The sequence below is a fragment of the Streptomyces sp. TP-A0356 genome (genome assembly GCF_001417775.1).
In the GTDB taxonomy this organism is placed as follows: Bacteria; Actinomycetota; Actinomycetes; order Streptomycetales; family Streptomycetaceae; genus Streptomyces.
This window is the reverse complement of sequence record NZ_BBZJ01000015.1, coordinates 117,786-141,121: the sequence shown is the minus strand read 5'-3', so window position 1 is coordinate 141,121 and position 23,336 is coordinate 117,786. Positions and strand designations below refer to the sequence as shown.

The following is a 23,336-nucleotide window of genomic DNA, read 5'->3' as shown; positions in this document are numbered from 1 at the left end:
CGCTCTCGCCAGGAAGAGGAATCCTCTCGCACCCTTCATGCGCCGCGCTCGGCGGCCGATGAGGGGCCCCGGCACCCGCTGCCATCGATCGCCGGCCACCGCCGTTCGGCCTCGTCGATCACGCCGTCCCACCCGCACCACCGTCCGGAATTCCGTGCGCCCGGACACGGATTCGGTGCTCAGCGCACGCAGGACGTTCCAGCATGCATGGAGGAGAAATGGGGAAGTTCCGCTCGGCAAGAGGGGTGGCCGCCGCGGCGGCCGTGCTGCTGCTCGCAGCGACCGGCTGCGGCTCCGGTGCGGCTGCGGACACGAACACACCGGCCGCGAACGCGTCCGGCGTGGCGAAGGCCGGCACGCTGAAGATCGGCACGTCGAACAACACCAAGCCGTACACCTACGAGGAGAACGGCAAGCTGACCGGCTTCGACGTCGATCTGATCTCGGCGGCGGCACGCAAGCTGAAGCTCAACCCGCAGTTCGTGTCGCTGGACTTCGCGGGGCTGCTGCCGGCGGTCAACAACCGGCAGTTCGACGTGGCCGCCGCGGCGGTCGGCATCACCCCCGGCCGCGTCAGGATGGTCGACTTCTCCAACGGCTACCTCGCGGGCTACTTCGGCCTGCTGACCGGCAAGAAGAGCGGGATCACCTCGAAGGTCCCCAGCGTCGGAGGCAAGAAGATCGCGGTGCTCCAGGGCTCCATCACGGACCTCAACTCCGCCACGCTGATCCCCGGCGCGCAGATCGTCCGCTTCCCCGACAACAACACCGCGGCCCTCGCCCTGAAGAACAACCGCGTCGACGGATTCTTCAACGACTACGGCCCCAACCGCGCCATCGCCAAGAAGTACCCTGACCTGCAGCTGAGTCAGCCCCTCACCGTCCCCGCCACCGACTTCCCCGCCGGATGGGCGGTCCGCAAGGGCAACACCGCGCTACGGACCAGGCTCGACACCGCACTGGAGCAGGTCGTCGCCGACGGTACCTGGCTGAAGCTCTACAAGGAGTACTTCCCCGAGGACCCGGTGCCGAGCAGCAGCCAGCTGCCCCCGTACAAGGCGAAGGCGCTCAAGTGAACGACCTCTTCAACAACTTCTTCGACTGGCAGCTGATCCGGCAGGTGCTGCCGGACCTGCTCACCTACGGACTGCGCAACACGCTTCTCCTGTCGGTGCTCTCCGCACTCCTCGGCAGCGTCATCGGCATGGTGCTGGCGGTCATGGCACTGTCGTCCCGTACGTGGCTGCGCATACCCGCCCGCGTCTACACGGACGTCTTCCGCGGCATGCCCGCCGCACTCACCATTCTGGTGATAGGCGAGGGTGTGTTCGCGGCCCAGATCAGCTGGCTGGCATCGCCGTATCCGGCGGCCATCCTGGCGCTGAGCCTGATGTCGGGGGCGTACATCGGCGAGATCTTCCGCTCGGGCATCCAGAGCGTGGACCGAGGACAGGGCGAGGCCTGCCGCGCACTTGGGCTCACCCACGGCCAGGCGCTGCGCCTGGTGGTGGTGCCGCAAGGAGTGCGGCGGGTGCTGCCGGCGATGGTGAACCAGTTCATCGGCATCATCAAGGACTCCAGCCTGGTGTACTTCCTGGGCCTGATCACCACCCAGCGCGAGCTCTTCCGGATCGGCGAGGACGAGTCGGTGACCTCCGGCAACCTGTCGCCACTGCTGGCCACCGGCCTGTGCTACCTGCTGTTGACGGTCCCCCTCACCCACCTGGTCAACTACATCGACCGGCGGCTGCGTGAGGGGTCCCGCCCCACCGCGGTGCCGGAAGAGCCGTCACTCGCCGACCCGAAGGAGGTGCTGGCGTGACCACGCCGGACCTGACGATTCCCCCGGCGTCGCAGCGGTACACGGGTGCCTCGCTCCAGGCGCGTGACCTCCGCATGCGGTTCGGGCCGGTCGAAGTGTTGCGCGGCGCGGACCTGACGGCGCCGGCCGGTGAGGTCGTGTGCGTCATCGGCCCCTCCGGCTCAGGGAAGTCGACCCTGCTGCGCTGCCTGAACGGACTGGAGACCCGTACCTCGGGTGACATCCTGCTCGATGGCAAGGACACCTCGACGATGGACGTCAATGAACTGCGGCAGCGCGTCGGCATGGTGTTCCAGCAGTTCAACCTCTTCCCCCACAAGACGGCCTTGCAGAACATCACGCTCGCGCTGCGCAATGTGAAGAAGCTGTCCAAGGAGCAGGCCGCCGAGATCGCGACGCAGCGTCTGAAGGACGTCGGGCTCGGCGACCGCGGCGGGCACCGGCCCGCCCAGCTCTCCGGCGGCCAGCAACAGCGCGTCGCCATCGCACGGGCCCTGGCGATGGAGCCGCAGGTGATGCTGTTCGACGAGGCCACCAGCGCGCTGGACCCCGAACTGGTCAAGGGAATCCTGCAGTTGATGGCCGAGCTCGCCGGGGCGGGCATGACCATGGTGGTGGTGACACACGAGATGGGCTTCGCCCGGCAGGTGGCCGATACAGTGGTGTTCATGGATGCGGGAGTCGTCGTGGAGTCCGGGCCACCGGAGCAGATCTTCGACGCGCCGCGGTCCGGGCGGCTGCAGAAGTTCCTCTCCCAGGTCCTGTGATGGTGGCGAGCGGTACGGGGGCGCAGGGCGGACGCAGGCGCCCGACGGTGGCCGACGTGGCCCGCGAAGCCGGCGTGTCGGTGGCCACCGCGGGCCGCGCACTCGGCGACTACGGCCGAGTCGGCGACGCCCTGCGCGACCAGGTGCGAGCCGCCGCCGTCAGGCTCGGCTATTCCCCCAACGGCGTCGCCCGCAGCATGCGCTCCGGCGGTACGCGCACCATCGGCTTCGTCGGGGTCGACATCTCCAACCCGTACTTCGCCACCGCGATGCGCGGCATCTGCGACGTGGCCCGAGAGGAGGGCTACGAGGCGATCCTGGCCAACAGCGACGACCGGATGGACGTCGAACGGGCCGCGGTGAAAGTCTTCCTCGAGAAGCAGATCGAGGGCATCGTCGTCGCGCCGAACGCGGTCATCGACGTCGCCCATCTGCGACGCGCCCAGGATCTGGGGGTTCCCGTCGTCCTGCTCGACCGGCACAGCGGTGCCCTGGACGCCGACAGTGTGGTGATCGACAACGAGCGGGCCGCCCACGAGGCGGTCGCCCATCTGCTGGACCTGGGCCACCGGCGCATCGGGATGCTGCTGTACGTGGATCCCGACGAAAGCCCCGAGCTCGTCGCGTCGGACGCCGGACGACCGACCGTGCGAGGTGCGGCACGCCCCTCGATCGACCGCATCCGCGGCTACCTGGCCGCTCTGGACGAGTACGGGGCGCAGTCGAGCGACCTGATCCGCTGCTCGGCGATAGGGGACGCGGCCCAGTTCGAGAAGGAGGCCGACGCGTTGCTGTCGCTCCCGCAGCCACCGACCGCCGTCTTCGCCGCCGACAACGTCGCCACCCAGGGCCTGTTCATGTCCGTTCGGCGCCGTGGCCTCGCCATTCCCGGCGACATCTCGCTGGTCGGCTTCGACGACCTGGACTGGACGACGCTCGTCGACCCACCGCTGACCGTGGTGGCCCAGTCGCCGATGGACATGGGCCGTACCGCCGCCCAGCGCCTCTTCGCCCGCATCAAGGGCGACGACAGCCCCAGTGAACGGATCGTCCTGCCCACCCGCCTGCTCCTTCGCTCCAGTGCCGCCGAACCACCGGCCGGCATCCGCGCCGACTGACAGCCGACCGACAGTCGACTGACCACCGAAGGCGCCGTCCCCCGCTGCGGCGGCCCTCGAAGCACGGCTCACCCTCCAGACGTGTACGCCGACTACGGACCGACCGTCCGCGCCCGGCGCGCCGTCTCCTGCCCACCCAATCGCTCACACGCGGTGCACCGTTCCCCCACCACACGACACACAGCATCCAGGAAGGCCCGTACGCCATGCCCGCTTCCTCGGTTTCCTTCTCCTCTCCCTCCAGCCATCGCGTCGCCGTCGTCGGCGGCGGCGTTCTCGGCGTGTCGACCGCGGCGCAGCTCGCCCGGCGCGGGGCCGACGTCGTCCTCGTCACCGACTCCGAGCTGACCGCCGGCGCCTCGGGGCGCTCGCTGTCGTGGCTCAACTCCTTCGGCGGGCCCGGTGTACGCTCGTCCGCCTATCACGAACTGCGGCTGCTGGGCATCGACCGCTACCGCACGTTCGCCCACCGGGTGCCGTCCTCCTCCGGGTACCTCCGCTTCGACGGCGGGCTGACCTGGGCGCCGCCCGGCGACACCGAGCAGCATCGCTCGGCGTTCGCGCACATGCGGCGGTGCGGCTACGACGCGGTGTGGCTGAACCGCGACGAGGTGGCCGACTGGACGCCGGGCGTGGACCCGGCCGCGATCCCCGACGAGGGGGCGATCTTCAACCCGGGTGAGGGCTGGGTGGACCTGACCGCGCTCGTCCGGCAGCTCGCCACCGACCTCACCGCGACCGGAGGCCGGATCGTGACCGGCGCGGGAACGGTCTCCGTCGTTGTGGAGGGCGGCCGCGCCACCGCCGTACGGACCGCGGCCGGTGAGCGGATCTACGTCGACACCGTGCTCCTGGCGACCGGCGCTGCCGTGCCACGGATGGTCCAGGAGTACGGCGTCACGATCGAGGACGCCACTCCGGTGGCCCTGCTCGTGCGGACCCCGCCCATGAGTACCACCCTGCGCGCGGTGCTCAACACCCCCCGGGTGGCGGTGCGTCCGGCCCCGGACGGCTCCCTGGTGATGGACTCCGACGCGGCGGCGGACACGGTCATCACGCACCCGGACGGTACTTACGAGGTCAAGGACAGCACGGTGGAGGGCCTGCTGCATGAGGCGTCGTCCGTGCTGGCGGGCAATCCCGAGCTGACCGCGGCCTCCTACGGGGTGGGCCCCAAGCCCATTCCCGGCGACGGCGAGCCGGTGCTCGGCGGACTGGAGGAGGTTCCCGGCCTGTTCGTGGCGTTCACGCACAGCGGGGCGACGCTTGCGCTGATCGCCGGGGAACTCCTGGCCGACGAGATCATCACCGGCGTCCGCCACCCACTGCTCTCCGCCTTCCGGCCTGGCCGTTTCGGCTGACGAGCCGATGGACGGTGAAGGACAGCTCGTCCACTTCCTGGCCGACACCGTCACCGCCGGCACCCGCACCCTCCCGCCGCGGGCGTCGACAAGGGCAGCGGTGGCGTTCCGTGTGTGATGGGGGACGCGCCGGCGGTACCAATCTCGACCGGTCCGTCGGTACGGTCCCGGATGCGCGGCGGCGACTGTACGCGGTGCGCTCAGCGTGACGGATCCGGAATCCGCAACCCAGCCGTGCCGTCCACCGCCCCCACGCCCTCCTTGACGAGTTCGAAGGAGCGGAGCCGGTCGTCGAGGGCATGGACCGGTGTCGTGAGCATCAGCTCATCCGCGCTTGTCATGGCGGCCAGTCGGTCCAGGCGGCGCGCCACGACGTCCGGGGTTCCGAACGCCTGTTGAGCGCGGAAGGCGTCCAACTCTCGCTGTTCCTGCGGGCTGAAGCAGTGGAGCGCCGCATCCTCGGGCGTCGGGAAGGGAATTTCGGACATGCCCTGGAGCAGCCCCGCCTTGACCACGTTCATCGGTCCGGCGAGCCGCTCCGCATCCGCCTCCGAATCCGCGCAGACCGTCTCCACGCACACCAGCACCCGTGGCCTTTGGCACCAGCGGGACGGCGTGAACGCGGCGCGGTAACACTCCAGCACCGAGAGCGTGTTGTCCGGGCGGATGTGGTGCGCGACGGCGACGGGCAGCCCCAGCCGCGCGGCCATCGAGGCGCCGGCGGTGCTCGAGGCCAACAGCCAGGGCTCCGGGAGCGGCTCCAGTGCCACTTCCTCGACCAGAAAGGTCAGGATCGCGGCCACGTCAGCCTCGTACTCGGCGTCGGTGGCCGGTTCGGCACCGCGGCGCAGCGCCCGCGCGGTGGCCGCGTCGAAAGTGCCGGGGCCTCGGCCCACTCCCAAGTCGATACGGCCCGGATGGAGCGCGGCGAGGGTGCCGAACTGCTCCGCGAGCCCGAGCGGTACATGGTTGGGAGCCAGCACACCACCCGATCCCAGCCGGATCGTCGACGTCGAAGCGGCGACATGGGTGGTCAACACCACCGGTGGGAACGCGCCGATGGCGGGGGAGTGGTGGTGCTCGGCGTACCAGAGCCGCCGGTACCCCAGCCGTTCGACCTTCTGTGCGAAGGCGGCCGTCTGACGCAGGGCGTCCACGGGCTGGGTACCGGCCTGGACGGCCGCGACTTCGAGGACGGACAACGGGACATCGATCACACCGTGAGCATAGGAGAGCCGGTATGCCGGTATGCCCATCGGCGAGGGGATCAAGCCATGGCCATCAGGCCCGTGCCGCGGGGAGATCCCCGGAACCCGGCATACGGAGTCGCACCGCCCCACAGTTCCGCGGGCGTCTGCGCCACGCGGGAGACCACCGTGAGGTGTTGTCGGGGTAAAGGAATCGACATCGACGGTTCAACGGTCTTGTCCTGTGCATGACTTACCCGATGTGATGCGCGGAGCCAGTTCGTGCGGCTTCGGCCCACTCAGGGAGAATTCATGCGCATAGCCCGTACCGGGCGTGGCCTCGCGGCTTCCACGGCCGCCACCGCCGCCCTCCTCGTCGCCGCGTCGGCGACCGCTCCGCAGGCCGGTGTCACCACCGCAGCGCACGCCGTCGTACCGCACACCAAGGCGGTTCCGGCCATCGCCGGGCACACCCTGGTCCACGGCGTGGGCAGCCCGCTCTCCATCGAGGAGTGCCAGGCCAAGTGGAGGATCGCCTGCTACAACCCGCTCCAGTACCGCAGCGCGTACGATCTCAACGCGCTCTACCGGAAAGGCATCACGGGCAAGGGGCGCACCATCGTCATCGTCGACTCGTTCGGCTCCCCGACCGTCCAGCACGACCTCGACGTCTACAGCAAGCAGTTCGGCCTGCCCAGCACCAAGGTCAACGTGGTCAGGTGGGGCAATGTTCCCGTCTTCGACCCGAAGAACCCCGACATGACAGGCTGGGCCGGCGAGACCACCCTGGACGTGGAGATGGCCCACGCCGTGGCGCCCGATGCCAAGATCGTCCTGGTGGAGACGGCGGTCGCCGAGACCGAGGGCACCACCGGTTTCCCGGAGATGATGGACGCCGAGAAGTACCTGATCGACCACGGGGTCGGCGATGTCATCAGCCAGAGCTTCGGCGCCACGGAGAACACCTTCCCCGGCTTCGACAAGGGCGACTTCTCCAGCATCAAGAAGCTGCGCTACGCCTTCGAGGACGCGAACCGGAAGCACGTGACCGTCCTCGCCTCCTCCGGAGACGGCGGTGCCACCGACAACACCGCGGACGGCAAGGGCTACTACAAGGAACGCGTCAACTCCTGGCCCTCCTCGGACCCGCTGGTGACCTCCCTCGGCGGCACCCAGCTCCACTTGAATGACAAGGGCGAGCGCATCAAGCCGGACAGCGTCTACAACGACAACGGCGCGGGCGGCGGCGGTCAGTCCCACGTCTTCCCCCGCCCGGCCTTCCAGAACGGCGTGAAGAACATCGTCGGCGACCGCCGCGGCACGCCGGACGTGTCGATGGCCGCCGCGGTCAACGGCGGCGCCTGGATCTACTCCAGCTTCGACCCGACGGCCACCGGCTGGGAGATCACCGGCGGCACCAGTGAGGCCTGCCCGCTCTTCTCGGGCATCGTCGCCCTCGCCGACCAGGCGGCCGGCCACCGGGTGGGCAACATCAACCAGGCGCTGTACAACCTCTACAAGCGCTCCGCCCACCACGACAAGAACACCGGCATCGTCGACGTCAACGACGGCACCGACAACAGCTACGCCGGCGTCACCGGCTACAAGGCCGTCGACGGCTACGACATGGCCACCGGCGTGGGCACCGTGGACGCCCTCCGCTTCGTGCCCGCCCTCGCCCGGTCGAGCCGCCGCGGCTGACGCCGCGCTGCTGCAACAGGGCTCCGCCCCCCGAGAGTTGCCCCTGAGACGGCCCGGGTTCCGTACCCGGGCCGTCCGCATGTCCGCCGGTCGACCACCGCGAGCACTACAGCAGTGGCCTACGCGGCCGGGGTCACCGTGCGCTGACCTTGATCAGGCTCGTGTCCTGCGCGGGCTCGGTGCGTGGATCGCCGGGGAAGACGGCGGTGAAGGTCGTGTTGCGGGTGACCTTGTAGGTGATGACGAGGTTGCCGTCACGGTCCACCGTGCCGGCTCGTACGAGCGTCCTCGTGCCTCCCGCCGGCTGCGCGTAGACCGAGACCGTGCGATCCCGCCACGTCCTGCCGAGCTTGGCCCTGAGCGTGGTGTTCGTGCCCCGGGTGACCGTCCTGCCGTCGCCGTCGAGGGTCAGCGTGGTCTTGTTCCGCGGGACGTCGACGGTGACGGATGCGGTCGAGGCGGCGTGGGTGGCGTCACCCGGGTACCGCAGCGTGTAGGTGACCTTGCCGCCCGCCGCCGGGACGTCGTCGATGTCGAACTCGCGCTGCGCCGAGAGCCACACCGTGCGGCTGCCGAGTGAGACGCCCTTCGGGGAGGCGAGGTCGGTCCGGGTGACCTGGACGGTCACGGAGCCGGGCAGCGGCAGCACGGAGTATGCGAAGGTGCCGTGCAGGGTGAGCTTCTCGCCGAGGGCGGACTTCACGGGCGCGGTGACCTTGAGCCCGGTGGCGGCCTTGGTGGGGTCGTCGAACACCCGGAGCGTGAGGTGGCCCGGGGAGAGGCCCTCCTCGGTGAGGACGAACAGCTTGCTGCCGTCGGGCGCCCAGGCCACCCCGCGCGGCTCGACGAGGTTGTAGTCCCCGATCGTGAAGGCCCGGACGGGTATGTTGTCCTCCCCGGGCCGGAAGACGTACACGTCGACGCCCTTGCTGTAGCGCATCCCCACCGCCAGGTCGCCGTTGGCGGCGTACTCGACCGCGTTCGGCTGGCCCTGGACCTGGAACTCCCGACTGGACCTGGAGTGGTAGCCCAGGTCCGAACTGTCCAGGGACAGCAGGACGTTGTCGGTACGGTCCGCGGTCATGACGTCCTTGCCGTCCGGCGAGAGGGCGATGTCCTCCTGTTGGGCGCCCGGCATGATCTCCTTGCGGTGGGCGCGCAGTTGGGCCGTGCCGGAGGAGACGTCGTAGACGGTGAGCTCCTCCGGGGACCGGTCCTGGTTGCCGGCGACGAGTACGCCCTGGTCACCGCTGGGGGCGGAACTCAGCTGGGGCGCGGCCTCCCAGGAGACGCCGCCCGACTGGTTGAGCGCGACCGCCGGCTTGGCGGCGGCGAAGTCGAGCGAGCCGAGGTTGCCTCCGCCCTGTGCGTACTTGCCGTAACTGAACCACAACTTCCCGCCCGCGAAGGCGAGATCCAGCGGGCCACTGTTCGCGCCGGTGGCGAAGCGGGCGGTCTCCTTGAGAGTGGCCGTGTCGACGGCGGCGATGGCGTCGGCGTCGGTCAGCGCGACGTAGAGCGTGGCCGAGTCCCGGCTCACCGCCATCCCGTTGGCGCCGGCCTCGCCCGTGATCCGGCCCACGACCTTGCCCGCGTAGTCGGTGACGACGACGGTGTTGGTCTTCGGGTCGCTGATGAAGACGTGCTGGTGGACCCCGTCCACCGCCATCTCGCCTTGCGGCCAGTCCGGCGAGATGGGCAGGTCGGCGCGGCTGTCCGTGGCCGCAGCGTGGGCGGCCTGGGCGTTGTCGGTCCCGACCGCGGTGGCGGCACCGAGCAGAACGGCGAGCGCCGCGCCCGCGGCTGCCGGACGAGAGGGCCGAAGACGATGTGAACTGGTGCGTATGCGCACGGTGTTGCGTCCCCCAATTGAAAAGGTGCGATCGGCCGTGTCCCACCACGGCCGGAAATGGTCAGGCACGAGATTACGTGACACCTTGATCGACTGTGGCCAGGGGTGGGTGGTTGGTTCCCCGGCGGCTCCACCGCCCCCGGTCGACGGATGCAGCGTCATGACGGGCTCAAGTTTGGTCTAAATCTGAGGCTGTTGTTCCGCCCAGCGAACGCAACCGTCGTCATCCGGCCAGTCGGCGACGCACGGTGCGTAGACGGACGCCGCGCGCAGGGAACACCGTCCGTCGCCGAACCGGTGCGGCAGGCGCATGACGAGCCCTTGTCCGCGGCAGGCCGGGCCGTCCGGCGCGCTGGGCGGGCGGCCGGAATGGTGCCTTGTAGGCATGGGTGGCGCGTGGCCATACTCAACGCCGCTTGGCATGGACACGCCTTCTCCCCGAATCGGGCGTCCCGTGCTCCCTCACCCCTCCAGTCCTGGCCTGCTGATCAGGCGGGACACCCCCCGCAGGAGGTCACACGTGACACAACGTCGAACACCCACATCCCGCTTCACCCTGGCGGGAACGTGCGCGGTGGCACTCGCCGCCACCGCCGTCCTGCTGCCCGGCGCCAACGCGGCCACCGCCGCGCCCGCCCCGGCGGCCCACCAGGCCAAGGCCGCCGCGGCTCTCGTCGCGCGCTTGGGCGACCGTGCCGCCGGCTCCTACTACGACACGCAGTCCCGGCGTCTGGTCGTCAACATCACCGACCCGTCGGTCGCGCAGCAGGTCCGCGGCACCGGCGCGGTGCCCAGAGTGGTGCGCTACTCCACGGCCCAACTCCACACCGCCATCGCGACCTTGACCAAGCAGGCCCGGATCGCAGGCACCGCCTGGGCAGTCGACCCGCGCCAGGACAAGGTGGTCGTCACCGCCGACCCCACGGTCACCGGGGCGAAACGCACCCGGCTCGGCGCCGTGGTCAACGCGCTCGGCGACAAGGCCGTCCTACGGCGTACGGCCGCACCGTTCAAACCGTTGGTCGCCGGAGGCGACGCCATCTGGGGCAGCGGAGTGCGCTGCTCCCTCGGGTTCAACGTGTCCGTCAACGGCGCCCCCTACTTCCTGACCGCCGGGCACTGCGGCAACGCCTCCTCGACCTGGTCCGACACGCAGGGCGGCGGAGAGATCGGCCAGACCGTCGACTCGCACTTCCCCGGCACCGACTACGCCCTCGTGCAGTACGACGACCCCAACTCCGACCACCCCAGCGCGGTCGACCTGTACGACGGCAGCGCCCAGCAGATCACCCGGGCCGCGGACGCCTACGTCGGCGAGCAGGTCCAGCGCAGTGGCAGCACCACCGGCGTGTACGGCGGGTCGGTCACCGGGCTCGACGCCACCGTGAACTACCAGGAGGGCTCGGTCTCCGGCCTGATCGACACGAATGTGTGTGCCGAGCCCGGCGACAGCGGCGGCGCCCTCTTCGACGGCGACGCGGCGATCGGGCTGACCTCGGGCGGCAGCGGTGACTGCACCTCCGGCGGCGAGACGTTCTTCCAGCCGGTGACGGCGGCGCTCAGCGCGGAGGGTGCCGACATCCCGTAAGCGGAGGGTGCCGACATCCCGTAACTCGTCCTCACATACGGCGTGTCCGTCCCGTTGCTGCCAACGGGGCGGACACGCCCTGTGCGTGAAGGCTGGGGCTCGGCGAGGGCATGGGTCCACGCTTGATGGTCCGGGTTGTACGGGAGCCGGCACGAAGGAAGTTGCCGAAACAGCAAGTAGTCTCGTTCTCCCCCCGGCATGGGCAACATGATCGGTACCGAGGCCAGGGCACGGCGGATCGACGGCGCTCGTGACCCACGCAGACCGATCGAAGTGGAGGACTCATGCCATTGCACGGCAGGGACATCACTCACCGCCTCGTCTCCTCACCGGCAGGCCGCATCCACCTGGTGGAGCAGGGAAACGGGCCGCTGGTGCTGCTCGTGCACGGTTTCCCCGAGTCCTGGTACTCCTGGCGCCACCAGCTGCCGGTACTGGCCGCGGCCGGATACCGCGCGGTCGCCATCGATGTCCGCGGCTACGGCCGCTCCTCCAGGCCCCATGACACGGCCGCGTACCGGATGCGCGACCTGGTGGAGGACAACGCGGAGGTGGTGCACGCCCTGGGGGAGGAGTCGGCGGTGATCGTCGGCCACGACTGGGGCGCGACCATCGCCGCCAACTCCGCCCTGCTCAGACCGGAGGTCTTCCGCGCGGTGGGCCTGCTCAGCGTTCCCTACACCCCGCGCGGCGGACCTCGGCCCAGCGAGGTCTTCTCACGGATGGGCGGGGACGAGGAGTTCTACGTCTCCTACTTCCAACAGCCGGGCCGGGCCGAGGCCGAGATCGAACCCGATGTGCGCGGCTGGCTCGCGGGCTTCTACGGGGCCCTGTCCGGCGACACCATGCCCGTGTCGGGGGCTCCGGACCCGCACTTCGTCGGCAGGGGCGGGATGCTGCGCGACCGGTTCCCCGTCGGTCGGCTGCCCGCCTGGCTCGGCGAGAGCGACCTGGACGTCTACGCCGGGGAGTTCGAACGAACCGGCCTGACCGGAGCCCTGAACCGCTACCGCAACATGGATCGCGACTGGGAGGACCTCGCCCCCTTCGACGGCGCCCCCGTCACCCAGCCGTCGGTGTTCATCGGCGGCCGCCTGGACGCCTCCACCACATGGCTGGCCGATGCGATCAAGGCCTATCCCGTCACTCTGCCCGGGCTTATCTCCTCCCACCTCCTCGACGACTGCGGCCACTGGATCCAGCAAGAACGACCCGCTGAGGTCAATCAGATTCTGACCGACTGGCTGGCCGCCTTGCCCGCCGGGCGCGGGTGGTTGTAGAGGGACCCATGTGCGGCCGCAGTTGGTAGGTGCGCAGTCCGCCCGGCGCCCGTGAGGCTGATCAGCGGCCCGGCGCCGATCCGGCGCGCGCGACACAGGCAGACCGGTTCGCTCAGTCACAACGCATTGTCAGAAGCCGAAGGTGCTGAGGCCGGGGTGGTCGTCGGGACGACGGCCCAGCGGCCAGAAGAAGTCACGCTCCGATGCGGCGATCGGGAGCGTGTTGATGGAGGCATGGCGGGTGTGCATCAGGCCGTGTTCGTCGAACTCCCAGTTCTCGTTGCCGTAGGAGCGGTACCAGTTGCCGGCGTCATCGCGGTGCTCGTAGGCGAAGCGCACGGCGATGCGGTTGCCGTCGTAGGCCCACAGCTCCTTGATCAGCCGGTAGTCGAGTTCGGTGTTCCACTTGCGGGTCAGCAGCGCGACGATCGCCTCCCGGCCGGTGGCGAACTCCGAGCGGTTGCGCCAGCGCGAGTCCGCCGTGTAGCCCAGCGACACCTTCTGCGGATCACGGGAGTTCCAGGCGTCCTCGGCCAGGCGGACCTTCTCGATGGCGGTCTCCCGGGTGAACGGCGGCACCGGAGGACGGGGCGCGTCAGTCATGTCAGCTCCTTGGCTCTGGGCTCACCGCGAACCCGGTGAACCCGGTGAACCCGGCGAACCCGATGAACCCGATGAACGGGGAGAACGAACGTTCTCGTCATGTCGCCCAGCGTAGAGAACGGCGGTTCTCCACGCAAGCGCGGGTTCGAGTCGCTGCACAGAGTGGTTCTCCGAGCCGGAGATGCCGCCCCGGTCGCGGTGGCCGGCCCGGCGACTCGGGGTATGCCTTCGCTCCCTCCAGCCATTGGCCGTCGTGCCACGCCGGTCTCTCCGACGCGCGGGTGCACCGACGATCTGGTGTGCTGTTCCCAAGGCGGAACCCGGCCGCCCGCATGCCTGGCCGTCCAGCTCATCGAAGGCAGGTCGTCGTGCACGTGACAGACGTCGTCAGGAAGGCGGTCGCGGGGAAGTCCGTGCGATACGGCTACGCCCGGGCCGACCTGCTGCGCAGTCACCATGGGTGGTAGCTCTCCGCACGGCTCTGGCCAGGAGCACGTCGTTACGCTGTTTCGCCGTATGACGGCGCGCAGCCGGGACGAGGAGTTCCGCGTCTCCACGCCCCTGGAACTCCTCTTCGACCTCTGTTTCGTCGTCGCGATCAGGCAGGCCGGTGATCGCCTGGTGCACGCCGAGGCGGAGGGGCACCTGCGCCACGGGCTGACCGGCTATGCGTTCGTCTTCTTCGCCATCTGGTGGGCCTGGGTGAACTTCACCTGGTTCGCCTCCGCCTACGACACCGACGACGTCGCCTACCGGGTCGCGACGCTTGTACAGATGTCCGGGGTGCTGGTCCTCGCGGCCGGGGTGCCCAGGGCCTTCGACCACAACGACTTCACCACCGCTGTCGTGGGCTACCTCATCATGCGGGTGGCCCTCACCCTGCAGTGGCTGAGGGCGGCCCACGGCGAGCCGGGACCCATTCGCCGGACCGCATTGCGCTACGCCACCGGACTCGCTCTCGTCCAAGTGGGCTGGCTGGTCATGGTCCTGCTACCCCGATCCGTCTGGGACTGGGGCTTCGTGGCCCTGGCCATCTGTGAGCTCTCCGTACCGGTGATCGCCGAGCGGCACCAGGCGACATCCTGGCATCCGCAACACATCTCGGAGCGCTACGGCCTGTTCACCATCATCATCCTGGGCGAGACCATCTCGGCCTCCACCGTCGCCGTCCAAGTGGCACTCGACGAGAAGGATGTGCTGTTCGACCTTCTGCCCATCGCGGGCGGCGGCCTGCTGCTCGTCTTCGCGGCATACTGGATCTACTTCGACGTACCCATCCGCGAACACCTGTCGCAGGACGAGACACCACCCTTCGCGTGGGGGTACGGCCACTACTTCATCTTCGCCTCCGGCGCCGCCGTGGGAGCGGGCCTGGAGGTCGCCGTGGACAAGGTCCTCGGCAAGACGCACGTCTCGGAGCTCGCGGCGGCCGCGGCCGTGACGGTGCCGATCGGCGTGTTCCTGGTCTCGACCTGGGCGGTGCACGCCAGGCACGACAAGCGCGAGACCGCTCAGTGGGCGGTGCTCCCGGTATCTGCCGTGCTGGTGCTGGCCTGCACCTTCGCCGGGCACTGGGCGGTTCTGCTGGCCGGGCTGGTCAGCGTGACGATGATCGCCTGCGCCGTCGTCCTGGCCGCACGAGCAGCCGCCGCATCCTCTCCGGGCCCGGCCTGAATTCGGGTCGAAGGGAGCGGAGAGGGACTCATGCAACAGGCCGCCGTCGTCCTCCCCTCCCGCAGCGAGGCCGAGTCCTTCGGCATGGTCCTGATCGAGGCCATGGCCTGCGCCACCCCGGTCGTCGGCTCGGACATCGGCGGCATACCCCACGTGATCGCCCCCGGCGCCAACGGCCTCCCAGCACCGGACCGGGACGCGGCAACCGGGGGCGATGCTGTCGCCGTGGTGCTGGTGGCTGTGCTCCACCGCCGAGACTGGTCACCCGGAGCGCTCGGTGGCCTCAACGAGCCGGGCAAGGTTGGTCAGTGCCATGCGCGTGCCTGTCTCGTTGTCGGCGGCGGGCACACCGTCGGGAATCCCTTCGTGCACCACGAGGACGTCAGTGCCGCCGTCTGCATCGGTGAGAGTGGTCGTCATGGTCATCGTGCCGCGAAGCGCGGGATCCGTGGTCTCGAACTCCAACACCTCGACCACCTGTTCGTTCGGCACGAGTTTCGCGAAGTGGCCGTGATAGGTGTCCGTGTGGGGAGCCGACTTGCCGGCGCCAACCGGCGAGTCGTAGGTGAGCGAGATGCGGAACCTGCCGCCTTCGCGGGCGTCGAATTCGTGTACGTGGCAGGTCAAGCCGACCGGCACTCGCCACTTCGTAAGCGCGTCCGCATCCACGAGCGCCCGGTAGACGGCGGGCCGCGAAGCATTCACATGCCGAGAGACCTCTGTGGAGTGCATGGAGGCAACATAGCGCCGGGGTACACGGCTCGACCCCGGATTGGCCGTCACTTCCGGCCCACTCCAGTGTGAGGCCGGTCTCTGAGCTCGCGCTGTTCCTCGGCCCAGCACGTCGTTCACGCGGCGACCAAGAACCGAACCTCGGTGCACCGCTCTCCTCGCCGTCGCGGAGCGAGGCTGGAACAGTCGGTACCTTCGAAGGGTATAGGTCGAAAACATTCGCTGGACCGATCGTAGGACGGCGCCGCACCCTGATCGTGTGCTTGAGAATGCTTCCTCCTCCCGTCCCCTGCCGTGGTCTGTGCGCCCCAGTGCCCGTACCTGGCGGTGTGACCCCGCACCCGCCGAGGTGCGGGGCTTCCATACTGCGCAGCCCGACTACTCACCCACCCGGCTGGCCGAATTCCCGCCGCTGGCGGCCGAGTTGGCGATCGGCCGAGTCTTCGTCAAGGACGAGTCGTGCCGTCTGGGGCTGCCCGCGTTCAAGGCGCTGGGTGCGTCCTGGGCGGTCCACCGCACCCTTGCCGAGCGGGCCGCGAGCGGCCAGGAGCCGGGCCCGGTCACCCTGGTGACCGCCACCGACGGCAACCATGGCCGGGCGGTGGCCCGTATGGCGCGCCTGCTCGGACAGCACGCCCACGTCTTCGTCCCACACGGCGTACATCCGCAGGCCGTGGCGGCCATCGTCGCCGAGCAGGCGAAGGTGACCGAGGTCTCGGGGCCGTACGACGACGCCGTGCGCCTGGCGGCCGAAGCGGCCGCCGCGCCGGACGCGGTCCTGGTCCAGGACACGGCCTGGTCGGGCTATGAGCAGATCCCGGCCTGGATCGTCGAGGGCTACTCCACCCTCTGCGCCGAGATCGACGAGCAGTTGGCGGCACAGGGAGTCGTCGAAGGACCTGACCTCGTCGCCATACCGGTGGGCGTCGGGTCACTGGCCCAGGCCGTCGTCACCCACTACCGCAGCCGCCCCTCCCGGCGAGCTCCGGCGCTGTTGTCGGTGGAGCCGGAGGCCGCCGCCTGCGTCCTGGAAAGCCTCACCCTCGGCGAACCCGTCAGTGTCACCACCGCCGACACCACCATGGCCGGGCTGAACTGCGGCACCCCGTCCAGTATCGCCTGGCCCTATCTGCACGGCGGGCTGGACGCCGCGGTCGCCATCCCCGACGCCGACAGCGCCCGCGCGGCCGGTGACCTCGCCGCCCTGGGTGTTTCCTCGGGTCCCTGCGGGGCCGCCGCGCTCGCCGGTCTTCGTATGGTGCTCACGGGCGTCGGTGGCGACGAACGCCGCGCGGCACTGGGGCTCGATGCGACCTCGACGGTTGTGCTGTTGAGCACCGAGGGCGCGGCTGCCAACCCGCACTCCACCGCCGGTCACTGAACACACGACACCTGAAAGACCCCTGCGTTGAGCTACCGCACCTTTGATACCCCGCAGCAGACCGGTTGGACCGGGAGGAGGGCAGCGGCGTGTTGACCCACTTCCTGGCCGCGCTCGGTGTCCTGGGCCTGCTGACCGTAGCGCCCGGCCCGGACATGGCGGTGGTGACCCGACGCGCCCTCGTGGCCGGCCCCGCGGACGCGCTGCGGACCGTGGGCGGGATTGCGACCGGGCTGCTGATCTGGGGCGCACTGACCGTGGCCGGTCTCGCGGCCGTGCTGGCCGCCTCACCCTCCGCCTACCTGGTCGTCAAGCTCCTTGGCGCCGGCTACCTGGTGTTCCTGGGCGCGCAGACGCTGTGGCAGAACCGCCGGGCCGCCCCTGCCTCGGCCGATACCGGCACCCGCATCACTGCCGGGAGCCCGTGGCGGACCGGCCTGGTCAGCAACCTCCTCAACCCGAAGATCGCCGTCTTCTACACCGGGCTGCTCCCGACGCTGGCCCCGCCTCGACTGCCCGCCGCCTGGGCCATGACGGTCCTTGTCATCCTCCACACCGTCCTCACCTTCTCCTGGCTGGGCAGCTATGTGCTCCTGCTCTCCAAGGCCGGGCACGTCCTCGAAGAGCCGCGGACCCACCGTGCGATCGGGCGGACCACGGGCGTCGTGCTGATCGGCTTCGGTCTCGTGGTCGCGACCGCAGCCGGCTGATCCGCACACGCCACCCACTCCACCGTTTCCGGCTGACTACGGGAGACAGCTCCTGATGAGCCCCACCCCCGACCAGATCACCTCAACGGCGACCGTCTGTGGCAGTCGCTGATGGACCTCGCCGAGATCGGCGCGTACGACGACGAGCGCACCGGCTTGCGCGGCGTCAACCGCCTGGCTCTGACCGATGCCGACGCGGCCGGGCGTCGCCGGGTCATCGCGTGGATGGAAGAGGCCGGCCTGGCCGTCCGCATCGACCGGATGGGCAACATCTATGGCCGCCGTGATGGCACTGACCCCTCCGTGGCCCCGGTCCTGACCGGCTCGCACATCGACAGTGTCGCCCCGACGACGTCCAGATGGCCCGCGCGGAGGAAGCCCTGGCCGTGTTCCTGCGCGACGGCCACCACCCTCCTGCGCCTGGTCCGACCAGGCCTGACCGCTCACGGACGTTGTGGGCGACTCCTAGCGATCCTGCCTCCGTATGGCGTCGGGGGTGACAGGCGTGAAGAAGTTGATCAGATTCCCGTCGGGGTCTCGGAAGAGCAGGGAGCGGTTGCCCCACGGCATGGTCGTCGGTTTCTGGACGAACTCGCAGTTGAGGGGCGCCAGACGCTGGTACTCCGCGTCGACGTCGGCGACGCGGAATTCGATGATCACCGTGCGGTTGGCGGCCGGCCGGGCGGAGTCGGTGCCGAACAACGCCACGGTGCGGTTGCTCGCGACCGCGAGCGTGCACGACGGCGTCACGAGTTCGGCGAAGTCAGGGGTCGACCACGTCGCCGAAACGGCGGTGACCTGTTCATAGAACTCGACGAGGCGAGCGACATCGTGGGTGATCACGCGGATCGAAACGAAGTTCATGAGCGACTTCCTGTGTGCGGTGATGCCGGATCAATGAAGGGACGTGTCGAACGCTAGGACCAATACCGGGCAGGATCCGCCCGGTATGTGCGGCAGACTTCTTGGGTGACCACATCGACCGCTCGGGTGCTCGCTCTGTTGGAGATCCTTCAAGGGGGCGGCATCCGCACCGTCCCCGACCTGGCCGCTCGCCTCGGCGTCGACGAGCGCACCGTCCGTCGCTACGTCGGCCACTTGCTGGATCTCGGCGTGCCCGTCGACTCGGTGCGCGGCCGCTACGGTGGCTACCGGCTCGCCCCTGGCTATCGGATGCCCCCGCTGATGCTCACGGACGAAGAGGCCTTGGCCGTCCTGCTCGGTCTCCTGGCCGGCCGGAGGGCCGGGCTGGTCACCGCGTCCGCCGCGGCGAGCGAGAGTGCCGCGGCGAAACTACGTCGGGTACTGCCCGAAGTCCTGGGCGACGGCTGGACGCGCTGCTGGATACGGCCGATTTCACCGCGCGGCCCCGTCCCGTCACCGCCCCGGAAGCAGATGTGCTGCTCGAACTCGCCGAGGCTGCACGCCATCAGCGGCCGGTGGCGATCAACTACACCGACCGAAAGGGCCGCAGCAGCGACCGCACCGTCTGGCCCTATGGTCTCGTGGCCCATTCCGGCCGGTGGTACCTGACCGGCGCCGACCCGGCCGGCGGGGAGGTGCGCACCTTTCGGCTGGACCGGATCAACACCATGACCGTGCAGGCCGGCTCGTTCGTCGCCCCGGCAGAGTTCGACCCGGCGGCCACGGTGCTGGACAGCCTCGCCCAGGCGCCCTGGCACCACGATGTGTCGCTGCGGATCCGCGACAGCGTCGAGCACATTCGCAGCCACTTCCCGGCCGAAATCGCTACTTTGTCCACGACATCGGCCTCGGCCACACTTGACGACGCCGACCGGACCGACACTCGCGAGACCCGCCCCGACGACCCGAGCGGCCCCGGGGCAGCCGACGAACGCACCGGATGGGTGCACGTCCGCATTCGAGCCGAACGGCTGGAGTGGATTCCCGCCGTCCTCGCCGCTCTTGACCGCCCGTTCGTCATCGAACACCCCGCCGCCCTGCGCGATCTGGTGCGCGCGCTGGCCCGCCGCCTCCACGAGCGCGCCGCTGCCGACGTAGGCCCCTAACGCGCGGACGGGTCACCCGAACGACGCCAGCCAGCCGCCAGTCGCCACTTCGCATGGACACTTCCGGGCCGTCTGATCGCCAAGTGCTGCCCGAAGCCGTCGACAGACGGTGGATGGGAGGCAAGCGCGGGGCTTGGACGGATTGAGGCCGACAGCGTCGCACAGCCGCGCCGAACCCGGTGAGGTACTTCTGCCGGCTTCGGTCTGGCGACACGGGTCAGGCGCTGGTCAGCTCTGCCTGACGACGTTCTCTGCCTGTGGACCCTTGGGGCCCTGGGTGACGTCGTACTCGACCCGGTCGCCTTCGTACAACTCCTTGAAACCGGTGCTCTGGATCGCGGAGAAGTGAACGAACACGTCCGGTCCGCCGCCGTCCTGCTGGATGAAGCCGAAGCCCTTTTCGGCGTTGAACCACTTCACGACGCCAGTTGCCATTGCTGTAGATCCTTCTTGGTGTTCGGCGGCACCGAGTCGCGGTACCGACCGCAGCCGCACGAGGTTTCGGCGGCCTGTGAATGCCCGTCAAACTTCGCTCGACATCAATCTAGGCCTACTCGCACCAGCCAGTCGGTTGCGACCCGGTCGGCGTGTCCCCACATGAATCAAACGAGCGCGGGGTGTGCCGACGCGTACCACGAGGCCAACCGTTGGCCAGGCAGAACCTGACCTTCCACCTCCCCGACACCGCGGGTGTGTCACGGGTGGCTGCCGTTCTTGGTGTTCAGGTGCGGGTGAGTGCAGGCAGGATTCGCAGCGCGTTGCCGCGGTTGATGCTGCTGCGGTCCTGTTCGCTGAGAGCGGGGTCGTTGTCCAGGGCGGGTGCTGTGGTGCCGGTGACGACGCGGGCGGGGGTGGGTGGCCAGTCGCTTCCGTAGAGGATGCGTGAGGGACCTGCCACGGCCAGGAGGGTGGGGGTGGCTGATGGGGACATGGGGCCGGCAGTGTCGTAGAAGAAGCGGTGCAGGTAGTCACGGACGCGGGAGGGTTCGACGCTGGGCGTGAGTTGGCGGCTGAAGGTTTCGATACGGCTTGCGATGTAGGGAAGGTATCCGCCGCCATGCGGGAGGATGAAGGTGAGGCGAGGGAAGCGATCGAGGGTGCCGTTGATGATCAGGCTGAGTGCGGCGCGGGTCGTGTCCATGAGGAAGTCGCACAGGTAGGGCGGTACTCCCTCGGAGGTGCTGGCGGTGGGCACCTCCATGGGGTGTGTGCTGATCACAGCGGAGCGTTCGTCGAGCTCCGCCATGATCGGGTCGAAGTCGGGATTGCCGAGGTACATGCCGGCCACGCTGGTGCGGGCGCTGACTCCAACGGCGCCGAGTTGGTCCATTCCATAGGTGACGGACCAGCTGGACAGCTCGGCGTCGTCGAGGAAGATCGGGGTGAAGAAGGCGAACCGGCCGGAATGGCTGGTGGTCAGGTTGCCGGCGGCCTCCAGAGCGACGCGGGCGCTCTCCTTGCGCATCCGGGGCTCCTTGAGGCGTCCCAGCATGGCGACGGTGACCACACTGGTGCGGATTCCTGCCTCGTCCATCAGCCCCAGGGCAGCGTCGGCGTCCCATCGGGTCCACGGTGGCAGGCTGTCGCGGCTGGCGATTCCCTGCTCTTCGGCCCACTGCACCCATTCCGGTGCGGTGTAGTGATGGTGCATGTCCACCCGCTCGTGGCAGCCGTCGGTGCTGCTGTCTGCCTTGTGGCGGTGGCCGGCCTCGGCCGGAGCGTGAGGCCGGGTGGTGTCAACGGACTGGGGCACGGAGAGTTCCTTGAAGGCTGATGCGGCTGGGCCGGCTGAGGACGAGGGTGGGTCAGCAACTGAGGACGGCTTGCAGAGCTTGCGTCAGCTCTTGTTCCGGGCCGGCCGGGATGCTGTCGGCCCGCCAGGCAACGAAGCCGTCAGGTCGGACCAGAACGGCGCCTGCTGGGGTAGTGCCGTGGACGGCTGCCCAGTCCGCACTGCCGGTATCCAGATCAAATTCGGGGCCGGGCCCGACACTGTAGGCGCTGATCGGGACGCCGAGCTTCCTGGCCGCCGCACGAGCCGCTGGAATCCAGGGCCCCTTGGACAGCCCGGACAGCAGGACAAAGGACCGCTCATACAGGTCAATGGTGGAGATGGCGGTGCCCATGTATCTGACCGGCATGTGCGGTGCACGAGTGCCCGGGTCGGCCTTCAGGCACAGCGATTCGGGAATGATGGGTGCGTCGGGGTCGGCGCCGACCACCGCGGCAGACACGTACCGATAGCCGAGGGAAGTGGTCATCAGATCGGTTCCCTGGCCGGCCTCCTGCGACGGGGTATAGCCCGGGTGCTGCTCCCGTGCTGCCTGCACGATGGCTCGGGCGCTGGTTGCCAGGGCAACCGGCCGCCGTTCGGTCTCGTAGGTGTCCAGCAAGCCTGCGCCTGCCCAGCCACGGAGCACTGCCGCGATTTTCCAGGCCAGGTTATGGGCGTCCTGGATTCCGGTGTTGGAACCGAAGGCCCCCGTGGGGGGCATCTCATGGGCGGAGTCGCCGACAAGGAACACCCGCCCCTCCCGGTATCGTTCGGCTACCCGGTCCGCGGCATGCCATGGGGCCCGGCCCGTGACCTCGACATCAAGGTCACGCACTCCTGCCGCTGCTCGGATGTGGTCGGTGATGCGGGCATCAGTGAAGTGCTCGAGCGTCTGCCCCCGCTCGGGGAACCACGGCACGTGGAAGACCCACTGCTCCTCGTTGTCGACGGGCAGCAGTACTCCTTCACCCTGCGAGCCGTTGAGGTAGCACACGAGGAAACGCTGCTCTCCCACCACCTCGCGTAGCAGCTTGCTGCGGAAGGTGACGCTGACATTGTGGAACAGGTCGCCCTGTCCGCTCTGTCCGATTCCCAGTCGCTCGCGTACCGGGCTGCGGGGCCCGTCCGCTGCCAGGAGAAATGCCGAGCGCACTGTATGGATCTGGTCGCTCTCCCGGTCCCGCAGGGTGCAGTTCACCCCGTCCTGGTCCTGGGTGAAGGACACCAGTTCCGTGCCGAAGCGCACATCCCCGCCGAGGTTGCGGGCGTGCGCGAGCAGCACTGGTTCCAGGTCGTTCTGACTGCACGCGCACCTCAGTGTCGAGCACACGTCCGCCTCCGGGGGGCGGCCGGTGATCCGGGCTGACAGCCACCGTCTTTGCCCGCCACAGAGCGTGTCCGCCTGCATGATCCCGTGGTTGCCCGCCAGGGCGGCCGCCGCTCTTCTGATCTGCCGCTCCAGTCCCGCGGTACGGAACAGCTCCATCGTCCGCATGTTGTTGCCCCGGCCACGGGGGTGCTCTGATGTGGCCGCGTGGCGTTCGGCAACCAGATGACTGATTCCCAGTCGTCCTAGAAAGACTGATGCAGACAGCCCTACGAGCGACCCGCCTACGACCAATACCGGAACAGTGACTCCGTCACGCTTCTCCACGGTCCGCCCTTCTCCATCAAACTCCTGCAGTAATGCGGGCAGCACCTATCCCAAGACGCGGCCAGCCCAAGAACTGTCCCCTGCCGCCCAGGTACGGCAATC

20 protein-coding genes and 2 pseudogenes are annotated in these 23,336 nt (G+C 69.2%); 13 read left to right on the top strand and 9 right to left on the bottom strand.

All coding sequences use genetic code 11. The features are described 5' to 3' along the window. Positions 1 to 218: 218 nt before the first annotated feature. From ASC56_RS09200 to ASC56_RS09180, 5 genes are all read left to right on the top strand, one after another. The gene (locus tag ASC56_RS09200; RefSeq protein ID WP_055490763.1) at positions 219 to 1,076 is read left to right on the top strand and encodes an ABC transporter substrate-binding protein; all 858 of its coding nucleotides are present in this window, start codon (positions 219 to 221) and stop codon (positions 1,074 to 1,076) included. After that, the gene (locus ASC56_RS09195; protein ID WP_055490762.1) at positions 1,073 to 1,822 is read left to right on the top strand and encodes an amino acid ABC transporter permease; all 750 of its coding nucleotides are present in this window, start codon (positions 1,073 to 1,075) and stop codon (positions 1,820 to 1,822) included. The genes ASC56_RS09200 and ASC56_RS09195 overlap by 4 nt, the downstream gene beginning before the upstream one ends. Then, positions 1,819 to 2,589, top strand: coding sequence for an amino acid ABC transporter ATP-binding protein (locus ASC56_RS09190; protein ID WP_107309217.1), 771 nt, complete (start codon positions 1,819 to 1,821; stop codon positions 2,587 to 2,589). The genes ASC56_RS09195 and ASC56_RS09190 overlap by 4 nt, the downstream gene beginning before the upstream one ends. Positions 2,590 to 2,645: 56 nt before the next feature. Further along, positions 2,646 to 3,707: a LacI family DNA-binding transcriptional regulator gene (locus ASC56_RS09185; RefSeq protein WP_234376898.1), complete on the top strand. Its 1,062-nt coding sequence runs from the start codon at positions 2,646 to 2,648 to the stop codon at positions 3,705 to 3,707. 206 nt (positions 3,708 to 3,913) lie between these two features. Continuing rightward, complete coding sequence (locus ASC56_RS09180) at positions 3,914 to 5,068, top strand: FAD-binding oxidoreductase (RefSeq protein ID WP_055490761.1); 1,155 nt, start codon at positions 3,914 to 3,916, stop codon at positions 5,066 to 5,068. A gap of 200 nt (positions 5,069 to 5,268) precedes the next feature. On the opposite strand, the gene ASC56_RS09175 is transcribed toward ASC56_RS09180, so the two are convergent. Then, positions 5,269 to 6,285 carry an LLM class flavin-dependent oxidoreductase gene (locus ASC56_RS09175; protein WP_055491062.1) on the bottom strand — a complete coding sequence of 339 codons (1,017 nt, stop codon included), beginning with the start codon at positions 6,283 to 6,285 and terminating at the stop codon, positions 5,269 to 5,271. Between the two features lie 282 nt (positions 6,286 to 6,567). Between ASC56_RS09175 and ASC56_RS09170 the strand changes: the two genes are divergently transcribed. Then, positions 6,568 to 7,956: a S8 family serine peptidase gene (locus ASC56_RS09170; protein WP_055490760.1), complete on the top strand. Its 1,389-nt coding sequence runs from the start codon at positions 6,568 to 6,570 to the stop codon at positions 7,954 to 7,956. Between the two features lie 133 nt (positions 7,957 to 8,089). Here ASC56_RS09170 and ASC56_RS09165 read toward each other — a convergent pair whose 3' ends face one another. Next, positions 8,090 to 9,808: a YncE family protein gene (locus tag ASC56_RS09165; RefSeq protein ID WP_055490759.1), complete on the bottom strand. Its 1,719-nt coding sequence runs from the start codon at positions 9,806 to 9,808 to the stop codon at positions 8,090 to 8,092. Positions 9,809 to 10,328: 520 nt separating this feature from the next. Here ASC56_RS09165 and ASC56_RS09160 point away from each other — a divergent pair. Beyond that, positions 10,329 to 11,396 carry a S1 family peptidase gene (locus tag ASC56_RS09160; protein WP_055490758.1) on the top strand — a complete coding sequence of 356 codons (1,068 nt, stop codon included), beginning with the start codon at positions 10,329 to 10,331 and terminating at the stop codon, positions 11,394 to 11,396. 284 nt (positions 11,397 to 11,680) lie between these two features. Next, positions 11,681 to 12,676, top strand: a complete 996-nt coding sequence (locus tag ASC56_RS09155) for an alpha/beta fold hydrolase (protein WP_055490757.1) — start codon at positions 11,681 to 11,683, stop codon at positions 12,674 to 12,676. A 129-nt stretch (positions 12,677 to 12,805) separates the two neighbouring features. Here ASC56_RS09155 and ASC56_RS09150 read toward each other — a convergent pair whose 3' ends face one another. After that, complete coding sequence (locus ASC56_RS09150; RefSeq protein WP_055490756.1) at positions 12,806 to 13,279, bottom strand: nuclear transport factor 2 family protein; 474 nt, start codon at positions 13,277 to 13,279, stop codon at positions 12,806 to 12,808. Between the two features lie 516 nt (positions 13,280 to 13,795). Here ASC56_RS09150 and ASC56_RS09145 point away from each other — a divergent pair. Both ASC56_RS09145 and ASC56_RS37770 read left to right on the top strand, forming a co-directional pair. Further along, positions 13,796 to 14,953: a low temperature requirement protein A gene (locus ASC56_RS09145; RefSeq protein ID WP_107309216.1), complete on the top strand. Its 1,158-nt coding sequence runs from the start codon at positions 13,796 to 13,798 to the stop codon at positions 14,951 to 14,953. Positions 14,954 to 14,983: 30 nt separating this feature from the next. Beyond that, a pseudogene (locus ASC56_RS37770) lies at positions 14,984 to 15,166 on the top strand (glycosyltransferase); the annotation flags it as partial. Between the two features lie 48 nt (positions 15,167 to 15,214). On the opposite strand, the gene ASC56_RS09140 reads toward ASC56_RS37770, so the two are convergent. Beyond that, complete coding sequence (locus ASC56_RS09140; RefSeq protein WP_055490754.1) at positions 15,215 to 15,685, bottom strand: SRPBCC domain-containing protein; 471 nt, start codon at positions 15,683 to 15,685, stop codon at positions 15,215 to 15,217. Between the two features lie 259 nt (positions 15,686 to 15,944). Between ASC56_RS09140 and ASC56_RS09135 the strand changes: the two genes are divergently transcribed. Both ASC56_RS09135 and ASC56_RS09130 read left to right on the top strand, forming a co-directional pair. Further along, on the top strand, positions 15,945 to 17,066 hold the full coding sequence (locus ASC56_RS09135) for a diaminopropionate ammonia-lyase (protein ID WP_055490753.1): 1,122 nt from the start codon (positions 15,945 to 15,947) through the stop codon (positions 17,064 to 17,066). An 89-nt stretch (positions 17,067 to 17,155) separates the two neighbouring features. Beyond that, a complete protein-coding gene (locus ASC56_RS09130) occupies positions 17,156 to 17,776 on the top strand; it encodes a LysE family translocator (RefSeq protein WP_055490752.1) in 621 nt (206 codons plus the stop codon). Positions 17,777 to 17,812: 36 nt separating this feature from the next. On the opposite strand, the gene ASC56_RS40545 is transcribed toward ASC56_RS09130, so the two are convergent. Beyond that, positions 17,813 to 18,106 carry a hypothetical protein gene (locus ASC56_RS40545; RefSeq protein ID WP_055490751.1) on the bottom strand — a complete coding sequence of 98 codons (294 nt, stop codon included), beginning with the start codon at positions 18,104 to 18,106 and terminating at the stop codon, positions 17,813 to 17,815. Positions 18,107 to 18,241: 135 nt separating this feature from the next. Beyond that, positions 18,242 to 18,640 (bottom strand): VOC family protein, encoded by a 399-nt coding sequence (locus tag ASC56_RS09120; RefSeq protein WP_055490750.1) that lies wholly within the window; start codon positions 18,638 to 18,640, stop codon positions 18,242 to 18,244. Between the two features lie 105 nt (positions 18,641 to 18,745). Here ASC56_RS09120 and ASC56_RS09115 point away from each other — a divergent pair. After that, a pseudogene (locus ASC56_RS09115) lies at positions 18,746 to 19,806 on the top strand (helix-turn-helix transcriptional regulator). Positions 19,807 to 20,034: 228 nt separating this feature from the next. Here the strand turns inward: ASC56_RS09115 and ASC56_RS09110 are convergent. The 3 genes from ASC56_RS09110 to ASC56_RS09100 form a co-directional block, all read right to left on the bottom strand. Continuing rightward, on the bottom strand, positions 20,035 to 20,241 hold the full coding sequence (locus ASC56_RS09110; protein ID WP_055490749.1) for a cold-shock protein: 207 nt from the start codon (positions 20,239 to 20,241) through the stop codon (positions 20,035 to 20,037). 286 nt (positions 20,242 to 20,527) lie between these two features. Then, positions 20,528 to 21,559, bottom strand: coding sequence for an amidohydrolase family protein (locus ASC56_RS09105; RefSeq protein WP_234376897.1), 1,032 nt, complete (start codon positions 21,557 to 21,559; stop codon positions 20,528 to 20,530). Positions 21,560 to 21,611: 52 nt separating this feature from the next. After that, a complete protein-coding gene (locus ASC56_RS09100; protein WP_234376896.1) occupies positions 21,612 to 23,234 on the bottom strand; it encodes an FAD-dependent monooxygenase in 1,623 nt (540 codons plus the stop codon). Positions 23,235 to 23,336 lie beyond the last annotated feature (102 nt).